The organism is Enterobacter sp. ZOR0014 (assembly GCF_000798855.1).
Taxonomy (GTDB): Bacteria; Pseudomonadota; Gammaproteobacteria; order Enterobacterales; family Enterobacteriaceae; genus Enterobacter; species Enterobacter kobei.
Genome location: NZ_JTLF01000385.1, coordinates 1 through 17,997 on the forward strand (window position 1 = coordinate 1; position 17,997 = coordinate 17,997).

Below are 17,997 nucleotides of genomic sequence, written 5' to 3' on the forward strand. Positions count from 1 at the left end.
TTCAGTAACATTAACGAGTACGGCTCGGGCGGGAGCAGCCGTTATGCCCAGGGAAATTTGGGGGCAGGCATTAATCTTGCGAACTGGACGCTGCGCAGCAATTTCATTTTGACGGATGACAACGGGACTCGCAGCACAGAGAACCTGTACACCTACGCTGAACACGTTTTTGAAGAGCGGAAAATGCGGGCGCAGGTTGGGCAGATCAACGTCAATTCGGCCCTGTTTAGCGGCGCGCAAATCACCGGCGTTCAGCTAATGCCTGAAACCGGCCTTCAGCCTAATATCCAGGCCACTGAGGTGTCGGGAATTGCCCGGACGAATCAGGCCCGCGTAGAGGTTCGCCAGTCGGGACAGCTGATCTACTCTTCCCTGGTCAACGCCGGCCCTTTCTCCCTGACGGACGTGCCCCTGGTGCGCGGAAATGTCGATCTTGACGTCAGCGTGGTGGAAACGGACGGTTCGACAACCCAATTTAGCGTTCCCTCTTCCGCCCTCAATATACAGGGAAGTAATCGTGCCGAAGGGTTAAACCTCTCTCTCGGACGGGTTCGCGACAGCGGGGATGAGTCAAGTACGCCCTGGGTATTTACGCTCTCTGACGGAACGATGCTGAACACGCGCATGTCCGCCGTAGCCGCCGGCGTACTGGCAGAAAAATATCAGGCTACCGGTGCCAAACTCGACGTTTCCATCAACGAAAACTGGGCGATCTCACCGAGCTTTTTACTGAGCCAGTCCCACTTTTACGATCGACTGAAGGGCAGCAAGGCTGAACTTAGCAGCAATATCTTACTGCCCGCCCAGCTGACGATGGGGGTAAGTGCGTCCCAGTTCAGTGGCGGCTTCCGCGAACTCACGGAAGCCATGGATGAAGAGGCGCAGACCTACGAAAATAACTGGAACGCCAGCCTCACCTGGAACAATGAGTACATTGGCGCGATCTCAATGCAATACAGCGTGAATTCCGGTGATGAAAACAGCGGTGATTCACGCTATCTGATGGCCTCCTGGAGTAAAAGTCTCGGGCGTACCTCGCTGTCCGTAAACTGGCAGCATGCCATGAGCAATAGTGATACCCAGAACCAGAGCAGCACCAGCCGCGATGACGATCTCTTTTATGTCAGCCTGATCGTTCCTTTTGGCGAGGATCGCGTCAGTACCTACATGCGCGCTCAGGGGGAAAAACAAAATTATGGCGTTCAGGAAAGCGGCTCTATCGGTCAAAACCTTAACTACAACGTCTCTGCAGACCGCGATAATCAGGATAAGAGTAACGCCTTTAACGGCAATATCACCACCAACCTTCACTATACGCAGCTCGGTTTATCCGCTGGCCTGAATGACGGCAATCAGCATAACTACAGCGCATCCTTAAACGGTGGCGTAGCGCTGCATCGTCATGGCATAACGTTTTCGCCCTATCCGGTAAAAGAGACATTCGGCATCGCCCGGTTAAGCGAACCGGAAAGCGGTATTGAAATCACCACCCCCGATGGAACCGTCTGGACAGATCGCTGGGGACAGGCCGTGGTTCCCGGACTTCGGGAATGGCAAAAATCGCAAATAGTGATTAATGCCAGCTCGTTACCTCAGGGGATGGATTTATCAAACGGTATTCAGACCGTCTCCGCCGCGTATGGCTCTTTTGCGCTGATCGATTTCAACGTGCTGAATACGCGTCGCGTCATGCTGGACGTCAAGCGAGTCAACGGGTCATGGCTGGAAAAAGGGCTGAGCGTGGTGGATCAGGACGGTAACTATATTGTCAGCGTAATGGATAACGGCAGCGTATTTATTCCCGATGCGTCGGATACGCCTGCGCTTTATGTGGTGGACGACAATTTAACCAAACTCTGCCAGATCGCTTACACCCTGAAAGACGAAAAAGATAAAGACGCCTATTACGAAAAAGCAGAAGGAGTTTGCCAATGAAAATAGTTAACGCAGTGCTCATCGGTGCAGCATCACTTTTTTCGTCTTATGTCGTGGCCGAAGCGTGTCAAATTACGCTGTCGCAACCGAACGTCTCCTTTGGCAGATTCAAACAGGATGACATTATCGCCTCGCGTAAAAACTGGAACCGCATGCCGGGCAAAGAGGTCACCGCCACGGTTTTTTGCCCGCAGCCAAGGGTGATGGCGCTTTTTCTGCAATCCACGTCCGGCAGCAACGGGGGCGTTCTGTTTGGTCAGAAGAGCCGACTGGCGCTGGTTGCCAGCAATATTCTGGTCGATGGTCATCACTATAATCTGGTCAGGACCTCTGACCGGGTATCGTTCACCTCTGCGGAAACCCCCAAGGAAAAAGTCTTTCTGAGGAATAATGACGGCATCCTTGCATATCAAAATAGCCTGCCGGTACGTGGCAAACAAATGAGTGTGACGATAAAAATTATACCTGTCATTAATGACGATCAGCTGCGCGGCATTCCAGATAATACCGAGCTGGAAAGCGCACTCGCCTGGGAGCTATTAACGACAGAGTAACGCATTCACCGCCGAATAGATTATTCGGGTGAAGAGAAAAGAAGAAAAATAAAGGCAAAACACGTGGATTCGTCCATTTATTTTAACGATATATCTATGTTAAGGAATAACCATGAAAAAGAGTCTCCTTGCCGCTGCGCTGGCGCTGACAGCGACCTGTGCTCATGCGGGAGATACGGCAGTGCTGAAAGTGAAAGCCTCACTGACCAGCAACTCCTGTACGCCGGAACTCAGCAACGATGGCGTGATTGACTTCGGTACCATTCAGGTTGGCGATCTCTCGCCAACCCAGACCACGCAGCTAGGTGAAAAGGGTCTGACGCTGACTATCACCTGCCCTACCCCTACCAAAGTGGGCTGGAGTATTGCCGACAACCGTACTGATTCGAACGCCAGCACCGGAACCGACTCAAACCTGAAGGTTGCGAACGCCACGTCAAACGGCGGCGAACTGCGCGGCAGCATGACGACCTTTGGCCTTGGCAAAACGCACGATGGCAAGAATATCGGTGCCTATTCCATCTATACCAGCACGGGTGAAGTGACGGCAAACGGGGCGACGGTTGAACCGATTCGTACGGCAGTCACTGCTGGTGTGGGCATGAGTCGCTGGCAAAAAGCCAATGGTGGCACTATCGCCAATAAGGATCTGGGCTTAATGAGCGTCGCCTCTGCGGGCAAAACGGCCCCGATGGCGGTGACCAGCGTCTCTTTCCCGCTGAACATTTCGCTGGCAGTGGAAAACCTGAAGAAACTGTCTCTGACAGAAGATACCGAGTTTGATGGTCAGGCCACCATCAGCGTGGTGTACCTGTAAGTCACAGAAACCGGGCGGCTTTCGCCGCCCGGCAGCACAACATTACTCTTTATCGCCCAGCAGAACGGATTCCAGCGCGATTTTGATCATGTCGTTGAAGGTGGTCTGACGTTCAGCAGCGGTCGTCTGCTCGTGGGTACGGATGTGGTCAGAGACGGTGCAGATGGTGAGTGCTTTCGCACCGAATTCTGCCGCTACGCCATAGATACCCGCCGCTTCCATCTCCACGCCGAGGATGCCGTACTTCTCCATCACATCGAACATTTCACCGTCCGGGGAGTAGAACAGATCGGCAGAGAAGAGGTTGCCTACGCGCGCGTCAACGCCCAGCGCTTTGGCCGCGTCCACCGCGTTACGCACCATGTCGAAGTCAGCAATCGCCGCGAAGTCATGATCCTTAAAGCGAATACGGTTCACTTTAGAATCTGTGCATGCGCCCATGCCGATAACCACATCACGCAGCTTAACATCCATGCGCACCGCGCCGCAGGATCCCACGCGGATGATTTTCTTCACGCCGAAATCAGTGATCAGCTCTTTGGTGTAGATAGAGCAGGATGGGATACCCATACCGTGGCCCATCACGGAGATTTTGCGGCCTTTATAGGTACCGGTGAAACCCAGCATGCCGCGCACGTTGTTCACTTCACGCACGTCTTCGAGGAAAGTTTCTGCAATGTGCTTCGCGCGCAGCGGGTCGCCCGGCATCAATACGACGTCAGCGAAATCACCCATTTCTGCGTTAATGTGAGGAGTTGCCATCTTCAGTTCCTTTTACATTGTTGTTTTTGCCGGGTGGCGGCTACGCCTTACCCGGCCTACAAAACCGTAGGCCCGGTAAGCGAAGCGCCACCGGGCAATGACCTCAGAACATAGCCTTGCCATATTCCATGTCGGACGTACCAAAGTACTTCGCGAGGGTCTGGCCGATGTCTGCGAAGGTTTCACGGTGTCCCAGTGAACCTGGTTTGACTTTCGGTCCGTACACCAGCACCGGAATGTGCTCACGGGTGTGGTCGGTACCGGTCCAGGTTGGGTCACAGCCGTGGTCGGCGGTCAGGATCAGAATGTCATCTTCACCCACCAGCTCCATCAGCTCTGGCAGACGGCGGTCGAACAGTTCCAGACCGGCAGCATAGCCCGCGACGTCACGACGGTGCCCCCAGGAAGAGTCGAAGTCCACGAAGTTGGTGAAGACAATGGTCTTATCGCCCGCTTCTTTCATCTCTTTGATGGTGGCATCGAACAGCGCATCCAGACCGGTGGCTTTCACTTTTTTGGTGATGCCGCAGTTAGCGTAGATGTCTGCGATTTTACCCACGGACACCACGTGACCGTCTTTCTCGTCGACCAGTTTCTGCAGCACGGTAGGGGCCGGTGGCTCAACGGCCAGGTCGTGACGGTTACCGGTACGCTGGAAGTTACCTGCTTTATCGCCGATAAACGGACGGGCGATAACGCGACCAATGTTGTAGCCGCCTTCGGTCAGCTCTTCACGGGCGATTTCACACAGCTCGTAGAGTTTATCCAGGCCAAACGTCTCTTCGTGGCAGGCAATCTGGAAAACGGAGTCAGCGGAGGTGTAGAAAATCGGCTTGCCGGTTTTCATGTGCTCTTCGCCAAGCTGGTCCAGAATCACGGTGCCGGAAGAGTGGCAGTTACCGAGGTAGCCCGGCAGGTTGGCACGCTTCACCAGCTTATCGAGCAGCTCCTGCGGGAAGCTGTTCTCGTGATCGGAGAAATAACCCCAGTCGAACAGGACCGGCACACCGGCGATTTCCCAGTGGCCAGACGGGGTATCTTTACCGGAAGAGAGCTCGTGAGCCCAGGCGTAGGCGCCCACCACTTCCGCGTTGCCGTCCATACCGGCTGCGATTTTACCGGTAGAACCTTCATGCGCTTTCACCAGACCGAGGCGGGTCAGGTTTGGCAGGGTCAGAGGGCCTTTACGACCGTTGTCCGCTTCGCCTTTCGCACAGGCTTCCGCGATGTGACCCATGGTATCGGAACCCACGTCACCAAAACGTTCTGCATCTTCGGTTGCGCCGATGCCGAATGAGTCCAGCACCATAATAAATGCACGTTTCATAATTGTTCTCCGTACGTAGTGCTTCATAAAAATTCGATCAGATCAGTATACCGCTATTCGGTGATACGGCGATAGACCGAAGGTGAGCTTTCTGGCGCTTTATCAGCAAGCGTAATGGCCGCTTTCACCGCCTTCGCCGCGTCCTGCCAGCTGGCTTCGTCTTTGGCGTGGATCACCGCCAGCGGACGTTGGCCATCAACGCTGTCGCCCAGACGGGCCATATCGGTAAAGCCGACGCTGTAATCAATGGTGTCTGACGCCTGACGACGACCGCCGCCCATCGAGACCACCGCCATACCCAGCGCACGGGTGTCCATTGCTGAGACAAAGCCCTCGCTGTCGACATATACGGCTTTGCTGAGCGTCGCGGTTGGCAGGTATTTGGCGTAATTCTCAACGAAGTCGGTCGGGCCTTTTTGTGCGGCGACCATACGGCCAAAGATCTCTGCCGCTTTGCCGTTGTCCAGCACGGCCTGCAGTTTCGCGCGGGCTTCCGCCTCGTCTTTCGCCAGCTTGCCGGAGATCAGCATCTCTACACACAGCGCCATGGTCACGTCGAACAGGCGCGGGTTGCGGTATTCCCCCGTCAGGAACTGGACGGCTTCACGCACTTCGACCGCGTTACCGGCGCTGGAGGCCAGTACCTGGTTCATGTCAGTGAGCAGCGCGGTGGTGCGCACGCCTGCGCCGTTGGAGACGCCAACGATCGCTTCGGCGAGCTGGGCAGAAAGTTCATAGGTCGGCATAAAGGCACCGCTGCCCACCTTCACGTCCATCACCAGCGCGTCCAGCCCTTCTGCCAGCTTTTTCGCCAGAATAGAGGCGGTGATCAACGGAATGGAGTCAACGGTGGCGGTGATGTCGCGGGTCGCGTAGAAACGCTTGTCTGCCGGGGCAAGAGAGCTGGTCTGGCCGATAATTGCCACACCCACGTCTTTAATAATGTCGCGGAAGCGGTTGTCATCCGGGAAGATATCGAAGCCCGGAATGGCTTCCAGTTTGTCGAGCGTACCGCCGGTGTGGCCCAGACCCCGCCCGGAAATCATCGGGATGTAACCGCCACAGGCGGCCACCATAGGGCCCAGCATCAGGGAGGTCACGTCACCCACACCGCCGGTGGAGTGTTTGTCCACAATCGGGCCGTTAAGGTTAAGGCTTTTCCAGTCCAGAACGGTTCCTGAATCTCGCATCGCCATGGTCAGCGACACGCGCTCGGGCATCGACATATCGTGGAAGAAAATGGTCATCGCCAGAGCCGCAATCTGCCCTTCAGAGACGGTGTTATCACGAATGCCATTGATAAAGAAGCGGATCTCTTCGTCGCTTAATGCATGACCATCACGTTTTTTACGAATAATTTCTTGTGCGAGAAACACGGTAACCTCCATGCGGAATCGGGGGAATTGTGGCGGGTGGCGCTACGCTTACCCGCCCTACGACCCTGTAGGCCGGATAAGCAAAGCGTCATCCGGCATTGTCTGGCAATCAGTAGCTGCTTGCGCTCTTTCCGTCGCCATGACCCAGCGCTTTCAGCAGGCTTGCCAGCAGGCTGGACGCACCGAAGCGGTAGTGACGGGAATCGGCCCAGTCGGCGCCGAACAGCTCGTCGGCAATCGCCAGGAACTGCTGCGCGTCTTCGGCAGTACGCACGCCGCCCGCAGGTTTGAAACCAACGGTTTTGGACACGCCCATATCGCGAATGACTTCCATCATGATGCGCGCGCTTTCAGGGGTCGCATTCACCGGTACTTTACCGGTAGAGGTTTTAATGAAATCCGCACCGGCTTTGATGGAGATTTCAGACGCTTTACGAATAAGCGCTTCTTCTTTCAGCTCGCCGGTTTCGATGATCACTTTCAGCAGCACGTTTGCCGCCGCGCACGCGTCTTTACAGGCTTTCACCAGGTCGAAGCCAACCTGCTCGTTACCGGCGATCAGCGCGCGGTACGGGAATACCACGTCAACTTCGTCTGCACCGTAAGCAATGGCCGCGCGGGTTTCTGCCAGCGCAATCTCGATATCGTCGTTGCCGTGCGGGAAGTTAGTTACGGTTGCAATGCGCACATCCGGCGTACCCTGCTCTTTCAGCGTTTTGCGGGCAATCGGAATAAAGCGCGGGTAGATACAGATGGCTGCGGTGTTACCCACTGGCGTTTTCGCCTGATGGCACAGGGCGATGACTTTCTCATTGGTGTCGTCATCGTTCAGGGTAGTCAGGTCCATCAGTTTCAACGCGCGCAGGCTGCTTGCAGTTAAATCGGTCATAACATTCTCCAACGGCAGTGCCGTATCAATTTTACCTTGCGGGTCTGTGAGTATTTTAACATCCACCCGCATCCACACTTCGACATTCATCACAGTTAATGAAAACTGCGTACAAATTTGCATTACTGTAATGAGATCCTCTTCAAACTTTAGCGCACTTATTGCTGACTAAAGCCGCGATACCCCCTGTGGGATCAAAAGCCCCAACAGGCTGGCTTTCTACAATTTGTTCATCATCAGCAGAACACTCAAGGAAGCGAACATGCCAGATACCCTGCAACAACGTTGCCAGCACATTGTGACAAGTCCGGTGTTAACCCCGGAACAAAAACGTCATTTTCTGGCGCTGGAAGCGGAAAACAACCTGCCTTATCCGGCACTTCCTGAAGCCGCCCGCGCCGCGCTGGACGAGGGATTTATCTGCGACATGTTCGAAGGCCATGCGCCTTACAAACCGCGCTACGTCCTGCCGGATTATGAAAAATTCCTGGCTAACGGTTCTGAATGGCTGGAGCTGGAAGGGGCAAAGGATCTGGATGATGCCCTCTCGCTATTAACCATTCTCTACCATCATGTTCCTTCAGTGACATCTATGCCGGTCTATCTGGGGCAGCTTGATGCGATACTGAATCCATATGTTAGAATTCTAACACAAGAAGAAATCGATAGCCGAATAAAACGTTTCTGGCGCTATCTCGACAGAACGCTCCCTGATGCGTTTATGCACGCAAACATCGGGCCCGCTGACGGCCCCATCATCCGCGCCATTCTACGTGCAGATGCTGAGCTTAAGCAGGTTGCGCCGAACCTGACCTTTATTTACGATCCTGAAATCACCCCGGACGATTTGCTGCTTGAGGTGGCAAAAAACATTTGCGAATGCAGTAAACCGCATATTTCAAACGGCCCCGTGAATGATAAAATTTTCACAAAATGCCGTTTTGGCGTGGTGAGCTGTTACAACTCCCTGCCGCTGGCTGGCGGTGGCAGCACCCTGGTGCGCCTTAACCTCAAAGCCATTGCGGAGCACAGCACCTCCGTTGACGACTTCTTCAACCTTACGCTTCCGCACTACTGTCAGCAGCAAATCGCCATCATTGATGCCCGCTGTGATTTTCTCTATCAACAATCAGGCTTCTTTGAGAATAGCTTCCTGGTAAAAGAGGGGCTGATTGATGCCGGGCGTTTTGTGCCGATGTTTGGCATTTACGGCCTGGCAGAAGCGGTAAACACGCTCTGTGAGAAGGACGGAATCAACGGTCGCTATGGCAAAGACGAGCAGGCTAACGCGCTGGGCTATCGCATCAGCGAACAGCTTGCGGCGTTTGTAGAAAACACGCCGGTGAAGCACGGCTGGAAACAGCGCGCCATGCTCCATGCGCAGTCGGGCATCAGCTCTGATTCAGGCACCACGCCAGGCGCGCGTCTGCCTTATGGTGACGAACCGGATCCCATCAGCCATCTGCTGGCCGTTGCGCCACACCACAGACACTATCACTCCGGTATCAGCGATATTTTAACGCTCGATGAGACGGTAAAACGCAACCCACAGGCGATAGTGCAGCTTTGTCTGGGCGCGTTCAGGGCCGGTATGCGGGAGTTCACCGCCAACGTTGCGGGTAACGATCTGGTCCGCGTGACGGGCTACATGGTGCGCCTGTCGGACCTGGAAAAATTCCGCGAAGCCGGTTCGCGCACCAATACGACCTGGCTTGGCGAAGAAGCCGCACGCAATACCCGCATCCTGGAACGTCAGCCGCGCGTGATAAGCCATGAACAACAGATGCGCTTTAGTTAGTCAGGTCATTCCTTTTTCCTGCGTGGACGGGCCGGGCAGTCGCCTGGCCCTGTTCCTGCAGGGCTGCAACCTGCGCTGTAAAACCTGCCACAACCCATGGACCATCGGACGCTGCAACGACTGCGGCGACTGCGTGCCCCACTGCCCTCATGATGCACTCAACATTCAGGCCGGACGCGTATGGTGGCAGGAGAGTCATTGCCAGCAGTGTGATACCTGCCTTCATCTTTGCCCGCAGCAGTCCACGCCCATGGCGCACCGCCTGAGCGTGGAGGAGATCCTCACGCAGATCCGAAAAGCTGCCCCCTTTATTGAAGGCGTTACCGTGAGCGGCGGCGAGGCCACAACACAGCTGCCGTTTTTAATCGCCCTTTTTAGCGCAATCAAAACCGATCCTGAACTGCAGCATTTAACCTGCCTGGTGGATAGCAACGGGCTGCTAAGCGAAACCGGCTGGGAGAAACTGCTGCCGGTACTGGATGGGGCGATGCTGGATCTCAAGGCATGGGGAAACGCGCATCACCGTTTCCTGACCGGGCGCGAAAACCCGCTGATTAAACAGAGCATTCGCTGGCTTGCCGATCGCCACCGTTTGACGGAACTGCGCTTGCTGGTTATCCCGGAGCAGTGCGATTATCTGGAACATCTTAAGCCGCTGACCACGTTTATCCGCGGGCTTGGGAATGTTCCGGTGCGTATTAACGCGTTTCATGCGCATGGGGTTTACGGAGAGGCGGCGTCATGGCGCAGCGCCACGCCGGAGGACATTGAACCGCTGGCGCAGGCACTGGAAAAACAGAAGATAACGGTGATTCGTCCGGCACTTTACCTATAGCGTGATGCCAAATACCGCACGCGTATTTTCCAGTAACGCATCGGCAATCACCTCTTCAGGCTCCGTTCGCAGCTCACACAGGGAGGTAAACACGCGCGCAGCCTGCTCCGGACGATTCGGCTGGCCCTGAAAACCACTCAGCGGCATATCCGGGGCATCCGTTTCCAGTAGCAGCGCAGAGAGTGGCAACTGTGCCATCACATCGCGGGTTTTACTGGCGCGCGGATAGGTAATGGTGCCCCCCACGCCAATTTTATAGCCCAGTTCGATAAAACGCTGCGCCTGCTGCAGGCTGCCGGAAAAACCGTGCACCACGCCGCTACGCGGTAGATCGATGCGTTTCAGGTGCATCGCCAGCTTATCGTGCGTGCGTCTTGAATGGAGGATCACCGGCAGGTCGTGACGCTTAGCCAGCCGAAGCTGCGCGTCGAGGATCGTCTGCTGGCGTTCAAACTGAGGATCCTCACGATAGAGATCGAGCCCGATCTCGCCGATAGCGACAAGTTTGTCTCCTGCGGTCTGCAGGGCTTCATCAAGTGCCTCAATATGCTCATCACGGTGGCGCTCAATCACTATCGGATGCAGGCCGAGCGCAGCATAGAGAGCGGGGTAACGCGTGGAGAGCGTCAGCACACGCGAAAAATCAGCCGCTTCTACCGACGGTACAACGATCGCCTGAACGCCTGCCTCTGAGGCTTTCGCAATACTTTGCGCCTCATTTCCTGTAAACGGCGGAAAATCAAAGTGGCAGTGGGTATCAACAAAGCGGTGCGTCACGCCAGATCCTCGTTATCTAATAAAGCGTCATTCGCCTGTGGAATGTCCACCAGCGGCATCGTCAGGGCGTCGTTGGCGACAATTGCAGGGGGCGTAATGATGGGTTTGTGCCGATGCAGAGGCGGTTGCTCCGCCAGCATCTTACCGACCGTCGCCAGGAAGTAGCGTCCGCACAGCCGCCCCGTTTTGTAGTCCATGCGCAGCGCAGGGACGCGGCTGCCCAGCGCCATGCTGAGCAACGGTTTAGGGGGATAGATTTCGAAAATTCGCAGCTTACCCGGCGGTTTTTCAATGAAACGCTGCATCGCGCCGTAGGTGGTTTCATGCTGCTTCGCGATGTTCACCAGCGGTTGCAGGCTGCTGTCACCCAACCAGCGCTCCATCCGCTTAAACCACTGCGGTGTATAGTACATTTGCGACGGCACGGTACGGATCACCACGATCGTTTTCGCACCGCGACGGGCGGCTTCCTGCACCGGTACCGCGTCACTGATCCCGCCGTCCAGATAGCTGATGCCGTCCAGCAGGGCGCCGGTACGATAAAAACCGGGAATGGCGCTGGAGGCGCGGATGATGTCCAGCCAGTTCTCCTTCTGCGGAGAGAAATAGCCCGGGGAATAGTCATCCCCCCGACTGGCGCACATCCAAAACTCTTTTCCGCTATCAAACAGACGGGCCGCCGTGTCCATTGCCAGCGGCATCTGGCTGGAGGTCGACTCCAGCAGCCAGTCGAGATCGATCAGGTTGCCGCCGCGCACAAAGCGCACCGGGTTAAAAAATTCTTTCGCCGTGGTGTAGCGCATAATCACTTTTCGCGCGTAGCCAGGCTGGTTGCAGACATAGGCTGAGAGATTCTGCGCCCCGGCAGACGTGCCAAAGTAGAGATCAAACGGGTTGAACTGTGCGCGCATAAACTCATCCAGCACGCCAGCGGTGAAAATGCCGCGCTGCCCACCGCCCTCACAGACCAGTGCGAGTTGACCCGCGCGAAACGGTTTTAACGTCAGCGGCGCAATATTGCCGAGCGTAACGGGAATTCGTTGCCCCACCTCTGCTTTCCTGTTTTGATTATTTTATAACACCACAGTAACGCACCCGACCTGTAACGCAAATAAGAAAAAGCCAGTCGCAGTGACTGGCTTTATTTTGTTGATGGAATATTGCGTTTGCTATGGACGTCGACGCCCTGTAAACAGGCTGACCAGGAACAGAATAATACCCACAACAAAGACAATTTTAGCTGCCCATGCCGCTGTACCTGCCAGTCCACCAAAGCCCAATGCGGCGGCAATTAACGCGATAACCAGAAATATAATGCCCCAACGAAACATAAGCTTCTCCTTTACCATAGTTAATGTCGGCCGCTAAACGTGAGCGCTCAGGTCACTCACCGGCGTTTTTCCAGAGTCGTTCTTATTTCGCCCGCAGGGTTGAGCCTGGCGGGCGACTGGTCCAGATTTACTTCGTTTTCAGATCGTTTTTAACGCTTTTCACACCATCAATCGCTTTCGCAATTGACTCGGCGCGTTCACTTTGCGCCTGGGAATCAACCGTACCGGAAAGCTGAACAACGCCATCGGTGGTTTCCACTTTCACCTTACGGGACGGTACGATGTCATCTGCTAACAGTTTAGCTTTGATTTCGCTGGTGGTTGCCGCATCCCCGGCATAACCTTTCACTGAAGCGTCTTTGCTGTCGCGAACGTGCAGTTTATCGCTCACGGAGGTGACACCCTCAACACCCTTCGCCACTTTGACTGCCTGTTCGGCCTGGGCCTGGCTTTCCACAAAGCCACTCAGGGTCACGACTTTCTTGTCGGTTTTAACGGAAATATCGGTGCTCTTGATCGCTTCGTCATCCACCAGTGCGGCTTTCACTTTTGCTGTGATAGAGCTGTCGTCCATGAAATTACCGACTTTATTCATAGAGCTATCGATTTTTTGCCCTGCGCTATCGGCCGTGGACTGTGCTTTATCCATGGTGCTGCTTTCCGCCAGAGCGGAACCGCTAACCAGAACGCTACCCAGTGTTACAGCCAGCAGAGTTTTAGAAATCTTCAGTCTTGTCATATTCATCGATGTATTCCTGTGTTGACCCGTTATTCGGGCTACATACTTCCTTAGTAGTTTTATATATTGCGAATAAACACACGGGCGAAATGGATAACCTAAAGCCATGCATTGAACAGTTAATTTATCCACGCCCGGTGCTAAACACTGAGTTAAATATAGATCACTCTCACAATGCCGCTTTCAGATTTGGGCAAAAAATAGGCAAAATACGTGAAAACGCAGTGAATTAAGAACATTCCGCAAGGGACTAATAAGACAGGAAATAAAGAAGAGCACGGCGAGTGCCGTGCTCTGAGAGGGAATTAGTGTTCGCGCGTTTTGCGGAACTGAACGTCAGGATAACGCTCCTGCGTCAGGTTCAGGTTCACCATGGTTGGGGCAATATAGGTCAGGTTATCGCCGCCATCCAGCGCCAGTTGTACTTCGTTCTTACGCTTAAATTCTTCGAATTTCTTCACGTCAGAACACTCAACCCAGCGCGCCGTCGCCACGTTCACCGATTCGTAAATCGCTTCCACGTTGTATTCGCTTTTCAGACGCGCAACGACAACGTCGAACTGCAGTACGCCGACCGCACCGACGATCAGATCGTTGTTGGCGATAGGACGGAAGACCTGCACCGCCCCCTCTTCAGAGAGCTGAACCAGACCTTTCAGCAGCTGTTTCTGCTTCAGTGGATCGCGCAGGCGAATACGACGGAACAGCTCAGGGGCGAAGTTCGGGATACCCGTGAACTTCATCATTTCACCCTGAGTGAACGTATCGCCGATCTGGATCGTACCGTGGTTGTGCAGACCGATGATGTCACCCGGATACGCTTCTTCAACGTGCGAGCGGTCACCCGCCATAAAGGTCAGCGCGTCGGAGATCACCACATCTTTACCAATACGCACCTGGCGCAGCTTCATGCCCTTTTCATACTTACCGGACACTACGCGCATAAAGGCGACGCGGTCACGGTGTTTCGGGTCCATGTTAGCCTGAATCTTGAAGACGAAGCCGGTGAATTTCTCTTCTTTCGCTTCCACTTCACGGGTGTCGGTTTTGCGTGGCATCGGCTGTGGCGCCCACTCCACCAGACCGTCGAGCATATGGTCTACGCCAAAGTTACCGAGCGCGGTACCAAAGAACACCGGGGTAATTTCACCGCTCAGGAACAGTTCTTTGTCGAACTCATGCGAGGCACCTTTCACCAGCTCCAGCTCATCGCGCAGCTGCGCGGCAAGCTCTTCACCGACCGCAGCGTCCAGATCCGGGTTGTCCAGACCTTTCACAATGCGCACTTCCTGAATGGTGTGCCCTTTACCGGTTTGATACAGGTAAGTTTCGTCTTTATAGAGGTGATACACCCCTTTAAACAGCTTACCGCAGCCAATAGGCCAGGTGATTGGCGCACAGGCGATCTTCAGCTCGTTTTCCACTTCATCCATTAACTCCATCGGGTCACGGATGTCACGGTCGAGTTTGTTCATAAAGGTGAGGATCGGCGTATCGCGCAGACGGGTAACTTCCATCAGCTTACGGGTACGATCTTCTACCCCTTTCGCGGCGTCGATCACCATCAGGCAGCAGTCCACTGCCGTCAGTGTACGGTAGGTATCTTCGGAGAAGTCTTCGTGGCCCGGGGTGTCCAGCAGGTTCACCAGGCAGTCGTGATACGGGAACTGCATCACGGAGGTGGTAATCGAAATACCACGCTGCTTTTCCATCTCCATCCAGTCTGATTTCGCATGCTGGCTGGAGCCACGGCCTTTAACGGTACCCGCAGTCTGGATCGCCTGTCCGAACAGCAACACCTTCTCGGTGATGGTCGTTTTACCGGCATCCGGGTGCGAGATAATGGCAAAAGTACGGCGCTTGGCCACCTCTTGCAGATAAGGAGACAACGTCATAATTAAATCTTCTTTTATAAGCGCGGCAGCACGCCACGCGTCATGGAATACAAAATTGCGGCTATTTTACCCATCAATGGGGGGCAGGCAATCATTGTTTACACAGGAGTTGCTCCAGTTCGTTCAACGACGTGACGGTCCAGGTCGGCTCAATGCCTTCAGGCTTCACGCGGCCATGCGCATTCAGCCAGACAGTCGACAGACCGGAGTTCATACCCCCCAGAATATCAGACTCTGCGGTATCCCCTACCATCAGCACGCGGTCGCGGTCAGGATTTCCGGCTTGCGCCAGGGCATAATCAAAAATTCGCGGATCCGGCTTCGGCACACCCACCTCTTCGGAGATCACCAGCGCGTCAAAATGATCGCGCAGGCCGGTGCGTTCAAGGCGGATCTGCTGCAGCGCGGTAAAGCCGTTGGTGATGATCCCAAGCTTCGCTTTACCTTTGAGAGAATCCAGCAGGGAAACCGCGCCCGGCAGTGGGGAGCAAATCTCTGCCATCGCATTGAGAAAAGCTTCGTTCAGCGAGCCCGGACTGACGTTTAAGCGTTCCGCCCACGCGTCAAAACGCTGGTGCTGGAGTTGTAACGCGGTGATGGCGCCGTTCTGATAATCCACCCACAGCGGCTTGTTCACCGCCTGATAGTCCTGAAAATCTTCAGCGGTGAAGGTCACGCTATAGTCGAGAAACATCCGCTGTAGGCCGCCGAACGCGTCAAAGGTAAACAGCGTTTCGTCGGCATCAAAGAAAATCCAGTCCCATTTCATCGTTACAACCTTATCTTTGTTATCCAATTGGCAGAGCCATAATAATGGCGTCTTCACGTCCCTCTGCGGTGGGGTAGTAGTTACGGCGGATTGTCGCCTCGTTAAAGCCTAAGCTTTCATAGAGCGCGATGGCGGCGACATTCGACGCGCGCACCTCCAGCCAGAGGGTAAAAACGTTACGGGTTTCGAGCTCACGAATGAGATGCTCAAGCAGTTCTCTTCCCAGTCCCCGGCGCTGAAACGCAGGGTCAACCGCGATGTTAAACAGCGTCGCCTCATCAAGGACGACCTGCGTTATGGCAAACGCCGCCATAGTGCCGTCAACGTCCAGCCGGTAGTTGAGGTACCGATCGCCCTGGTTGCTGGCGAACGTTTTTTCGCTCCACGGAAACGCGTGGGCGCGTGTTTCAATCGCGAACGCGGTGGTCAGGTCAGGCGTCGTGAGGGAAGAAATCGTGTTCATATTCGCAGATTTGTTGCCATAGCGCGCTGCGCGCTTTTGGGTTGGCTTTCAGTTCGTCCAGCGCTGGCGAGCAGATCTGACTCCCCTGAAGAGAGATGTCGGTCGTCTCTCCGATGCGCCAGCTGTTACACCGACTCTCAGGAGGAAGCATTGCCACCCGTTCCGGCGTCAGCTGTAAAACCTGGTCGGAAGTCAGCTTCAGGCTGCGAAGGACATCACCAATCAGGGGTTCATTCAGGGCAGGCAGTTCTTCCGCCACCATCACCAGCCTGACGTGCGCCGGGATGGAGATAGCGATTTCGCCCTGCAACGCCGTCGGGCGACGCAAGGCCCACTGGGTGATGCCCAGTTGCTGCAACTGCCAGTCTCGTCGGGATGTCATAGCGAAAACTCCTGTCTCTCAGGCGCGCAAATATAGCAAATGTGTCGAAAGTGCGCCATCTACCTACTATAATCCCCGCCTGAGTTTATTGAGGAACAATTCATGTCTGCATTTACCCCGGCAAGTGAAGTCTTGCTGCGTCACAGTGATGATTTCGAAGAAAGCCGTATTCTGTTTGCCGGAGATATGCAGGATGACCTGCCTGCGCGTTTCGACTGTGCTGAAAGCCGTGCCCATACCCAATACTACCACCACTGGCAGGTGCTGAGCCGTCAGATGGGCGAGCGCGCGCGCTTTAGCCTGGTGGCGGAGCAGCGCGATATTGCTGACTGCGATACGCTGATCTACTACTGGCCGAAGAACAAGCCGGAAGCCCAGTTTCAGCTGATGAACCTGCTCTCCCTGCTGCCGGTGGGTTGCGACATTTTCGTTGTCGGTGAGAACCGCAGCGGCGTGCGCAGTGCTGAACAGATGCTGGAAGGCTATGCGCCACTGAATAAAGTCGACAGCGCGCGTCGCTGCGGTCTGTACCATGGTCGTCTGGAAAAACAGACAGAATTCGATGCTAACACCTACTGGGACGAGTATCAGCTTGACGGCCTGACCATCAAAACTCTGCCGGGCGTGTTCAGCCGTGATGCGCTGGATACCGGCAGTAAGCTGCTGCTTTCTACCCTGACACCACACACCAAAGGCAAAGTGCTGGACGTGGGCTGCGGCGCGGGCGTGCTTTCAACGGTGCTTGCCAGCCATTCGCCTAAAGTCCGTTTAACCCTGTGTGATGTGAGCGCCCCGGCGGTAGAAGCCAGCCGTGCAACGCTTGCGGCAAACGGCATTGAAGGCGATGTTATTGCCAGCAACGTCTTCTCTGACGTGACCGGCCGCTTTGACATGATCATCTCTAACCCGCCGTTCCACGACGGTATGGAGACCAGCCTCGAAGCGGCGCAAGCGCTGATCCGTGGTGCGACCCGTCACCTCAACAGTGGCGGTGAACTGCGTATCGTCGCGAACGCCTTCCTGGCGTATCCGAAAGTGCTGGATGAAACCTTTGGCTTCCACGAAGTGATCGCCCAGACCGGCCGTTTTAAGGTGTATCGCACCGTGATGACGCGTCAGGCCAAAAAGTAATCTCCCGTTCTGTTTGCCAGATAAGCGCATGCGCTATCCGGCAAACAGGCACCTCGCTCCCGCCCATTTTTGCAGCGATCAATAAATCGTGCGCACTTTTCTGTTGACGTAAAGCTGAAAACATCTAGAATGCGCCTCCGTGGTTACGATACTTTTACAGTATCGATGGTATGCGAAGGTGGCGGAATTGGTAGACGCGCTAGCTTCAGGTGTTAGT

At 54.9% G+C, this 17,997-nt stretch carries 18 protein-coding genes; 6 read left to right on the forward strand and 12 right to left on the reverse strand.

The window, feature by feature from the left end:
- The 3 genes from L977_RS21585 to L977_RS21595 all read left to right on the forward strand — a co-directional run.
- The coding region (locus L977_RS21585) for a fimbrial biogenesis usher protein (RefSeq protein ID WP_047626904.1) at window positions 1–1,935 on the forward strand (1,935 nt) is incomplete at its 5' end.
- On the forward strand, window positions 1,932–2,489 hold the full coding sequence (locus L977_RS21590) for a hypothetical protein (protein ID WP_047626905.1): 558 nt from the start codon (window positions 1,932–1,934) through the stop codon (window positions 2,487–2,489). The genes L977_RS21585 and L977_RS21590, both read left to right, overlap by 4 nt.
- Window positions 2,490–2,601: 112 nt before the next feature.
- The gene (locus L977_RS21595; protein WP_047626906.1) at window positions 2,602–3,306 is read left to right on the forward strand and encodes a DUF1120 domain-containing protein; all 705 of its coding nucleotides are present in this window, start codon (window positions 2,602–2,604) and stop codon (window positions 3,304–3,306) included.
- A 42-nt stretch (window positions 3,307–3,348) separates the two neighbouring features.
- Here L977_RS21595 and deoD read toward each other — a convergent pair whose 3' ends face one another.
- The 4 genes from deoD to deoC form a co-directional block, all read right to left on the reverse strand.
- The gene (gene deoD / locus L977_RS21600) at window positions 3,349–4,068 is read right to left on the reverse strand and encodes a purine-nucleoside phosphorylase (protein ID WP_014882458.1); all 720 of its coding nucleotides are present in this window, start codon (window positions 4,066–4,068) and stop codon (window positions 3,349–3,351) included.
- 103 nt (window positions 4,069–4,171) lie between these two features.
- A complete protein-coding gene (deoB, locus tag L977_RS21605; protein ID WP_014882457.1) occupies window positions 4,172–5,395 on the reverse strand; it encodes a phosphopentomutase in 1,224 nt (407 codons plus the stop codon).
- A 53-nt stretch (window positions 5,396–5,448) separates the two neighbouring features.
- The gene (gene deoA, locus L977_RS21610) at window positions 5,449–6,771 is read right to left on the reverse strand and encodes a thymidine phosphorylase (protein ID WP_052192667.1); all 1,323 of its coding nucleotides are present in this window, start codon (window positions 6,769–6,771) and stop codon (window positions 5,449–5,451) included.
- 109 nt (window positions 6,772–6,880) lie between these two features.
- Window positions 6,881–7,660, reverse strand: coding sequence for a deoxyribose-phosphate aldolase (gene deoC / locus L977_RS21615; protein WP_023310320.1), 780 nt, complete (start codon window positions 7,658–7,660; stop codon window positions 6,881–6,883).
- Window positions 7,661–7,922: 262 nt separating this feature from the next.
- Here deoC and L977_RS21620 point away from each other — a divergent pair, with 262 nt between their 5' ends.
- Together L977_RS21620 and L977_RS21625 are read left to right on the forward strand one after the other, a co-directional pair.
- Entirely contained in the window at window positions 7,923–9,458 is a 1,536-nt protein-coding gene (locus tag L977_RS21620; protein WP_014882454.1) for a YjjI family glycine radical enzyme, read from the forward strand.
- On the forward strand, window positions 9,433–10,293 hold the full coding sequence (locus L977_RS21625) for a YjjW family glycine radical enzyme activase (RefSeq protein WP_014882453.1): 861 nt from the start codon (window positions 9,433–9,435) through the stop codon (window positions 10,291–10,293). The genes L977_RS21620 and L977_RS21625 overlap by 26 nt, the downstream gene beginning before the upstream one ends.
- Here the strand turns inward: L977_RS21625 and L977_RS21630 are convergent.
- The 8 genes from L977_RS21630 to L977_RS21660 all read right to left on the reverse strand — a co-directional run bounded on the left by L977_RS21630 (window position 10,288) and on the right by L977_RS21660 (window position 16,649).
- The gene (locus L977_RS21630; RefSeq protein WP_047626908.1) at window positions 10,288–11,070 is read right to left on the reverse strand and encodes a TatD family hydrolase; all 783 of its coding nucleotides are present in this window, start codon (window positions 11,068–11,070) and stop codon (window positions 10,288–10,290) included. The genes L977_RS21625 and L977_RS21630 overlap by 6 nt on opposite strands.
- Window positions 11,067–12,119 carry a patatin-like phospholipase family protein gene (locus L977_RS21635; RefSeq protein WP_014882451.1) on the reverse strand — a complete coding sequence of 351 codons (1,053 nt, stop codon included), beginning with the start codon at window positions 12,117–12,119 and terminating at the stop codon, window positions 11,067–11,069. The genes L977_RS21630 and L977_RS21635 overlap by 4 nt, the downstream gene beginning before the upstream one ends.
- Window positions 12,120–12,239: 120 nt before the next feature.
- Window positions 12,240–12,401, reverse strand: a complete 162-nt coding sequence (locus tag L977_RS23380; RefSeq protein ID WP_003856556.1) for a DUF1328 domain-containing protein — start codon at window positions 12,399–12,401, stop codon at window positions 12,240–12,242.
- A gap of 127 nt (window positions 12,402–12,528) precedes the next feature.
- A complete protein-coding gene (osmY, locus tag L977_RS21640; protein WP_023332031.1) occupies window positions 12,529–13,146 on the reverse strand; it encodes a molecular chaperone OsmY in 618 nt (205 codons plus the stop codon).
- A gap of 299 nt (window positions 13,147–13,445) precedes the next feature.
- Entirely contained in the window at window positions 13,446–15,035 is a 1,590-nt protein-coding gene (prfC, locus tag L977_RS21645) for a peptide chain release factor 3 (RefSeq protein WP_008502076.1), read from the reverse strand.
- Window positions 15,036–15,126: 91 nt separating this feature from the next.
- Window positions 15,127–15,804, reverse strand: coding sequence for a pyrimidine 5'-nucleotidase (gene yjjG / locus L977_RS21650; protein WP_014882448.1), 678 nt, complete (start codon window positions 15,802–15,804; stop codon window positions 15,127–15,129).
- Between the two features lie 19 nt (window positions 15,805–15,823).
- A complete protein-coding gene (rimI, locus tag L977_RS21655; RefSeq protein ID WP_047626909.1) occupies window positions 15,824–16,267 on the reverse strand; it encodes a ribosomal protein S18-alanine N-acetyltransferase in 444 nt (147 codons plus the stop codon).
- Complete coding sequence (locus L977_RS21660; protein WP_014882446.1) at window positions 16,236–16,649, reverse strand: DNA polymerase III subunit psi; 414 nt, start codon at window positions 16,647–16,649, stop codon at window positions 16,236–16,238. Before L977_RS21660 ends, rimI begins: the two co-directional genes overlap by 32 nt.
- A gap of 102 nt (window positions 16,650–16,751) precedes the next feature.
- Between L977_RS21660 and rsmC the strand changes: the two genes are divergently transcribed.
- The gene (gene rsmC / locus L977_RS21665) at window positions 16,752–17,780 is read left to right on the forward strand and encodes a 16S rRNA (guanine(1207)-N(2))-methyltransferase RsmC (RefSeq protein WP_014882445.1); all 1,029 of its coding nucleotides are present in this window, start codon (window positions 16,752–16,754) and stop codon (window positions 17,778–17,780) included.
- The last annotated feature ends 217 nt before the right edge of the window (window positions 17,781–17,997 follow it).

Coding starts and splice junctions, on each gene's coding strand:
- L977_RS21625 (WP_014882453.1), top strand. CDS start 9,433: ATGAACAACAGATGCGCTTTAGTTAGTCAGGTCATTCCTTTTTCCTGC.
- osmY (WP_023332031.1), bottom strand. CDS start 13,146: ATGAATATGACAAGACTGAAGATTTCTAAAACTCTGCTGGCTGTAACA.
- L977_RS21620 (WP_014882454.1), top strand. CDS start 7,923: ATGCCAGATACCCTGCAACAACGTTGCCAGCACATTGTGACAAGTCCG.
- L977_RS21595 (WP_047626906.1), top strand. CDS start 2,602: ATGAAAAAGAGTCTCCTTGCCGCTGCGCTGGCGCTGACAGCGACCTGT.
- yjjG (WP_014882448.1), bottom strand. CDS start 15,804: ATGAAATGGGACTGGATTTTCTTTGATGCCGACGAAACGCTGTTTACC.
- deoC (WP_023310320.1), bottom strand. CDS start 7,660: ATGACCGATTTAACTGCAAGCAGCCTGCGCGCGTTGAAACTGATGGAC.
- rimI (WP_047626909.1), bottom strand. CDS start 16,267: ATGAACACGATTTCTTCCCTCACGACGCCTGACCTGACCACCGCGTTC.
- L977_RS23380 (WP_003856556.1), bottom strand. CDS start 12,401: ATGTTTCGTTGGGGCATTATATTTCTGGTTATCGCGTTAATTGCCGCC.
- L977_RS21590 (WP_047626905.1), top strand. CDS start 1,932: ATGAAAATAGTTAACGCAGTGCTCATCGGTGCAGCATCACTTTTTTCG.
- L977_RS21660 (WP_014882446.1), bottom strand. CDS start 16,649: ATGACATCCCGACGAGACTGGCAGTTGCAGCAACTGGGCATCACCCAG.
- deoD (WP_014882458.1), bottom strand. CDS start 4,068: ATGGCAACTCCTCACATTAACGCAGAAATGGGTGATTTCGCTGACGTC.
- rsmC (WP_014882445.1), top strand. CDS start 16,752: ATGTCTGCATTTACCCCGGCAAGTGAAGTCTTGCTGCGTCACAGTGAT.
- prfC (WP_008502076.1), bottom strand. CDS start 15,035: ATGACGTTGTCTCCTTATCTGCAAGAGGTGGCCAAGCGCCGTACTTTT.
- deoB (WP_014882457.1), bottom strand. CDS start 5,395: ATGAAACGTGCATTTATTATGGTGCTGGACTCATTCGGCATCGGCGCA.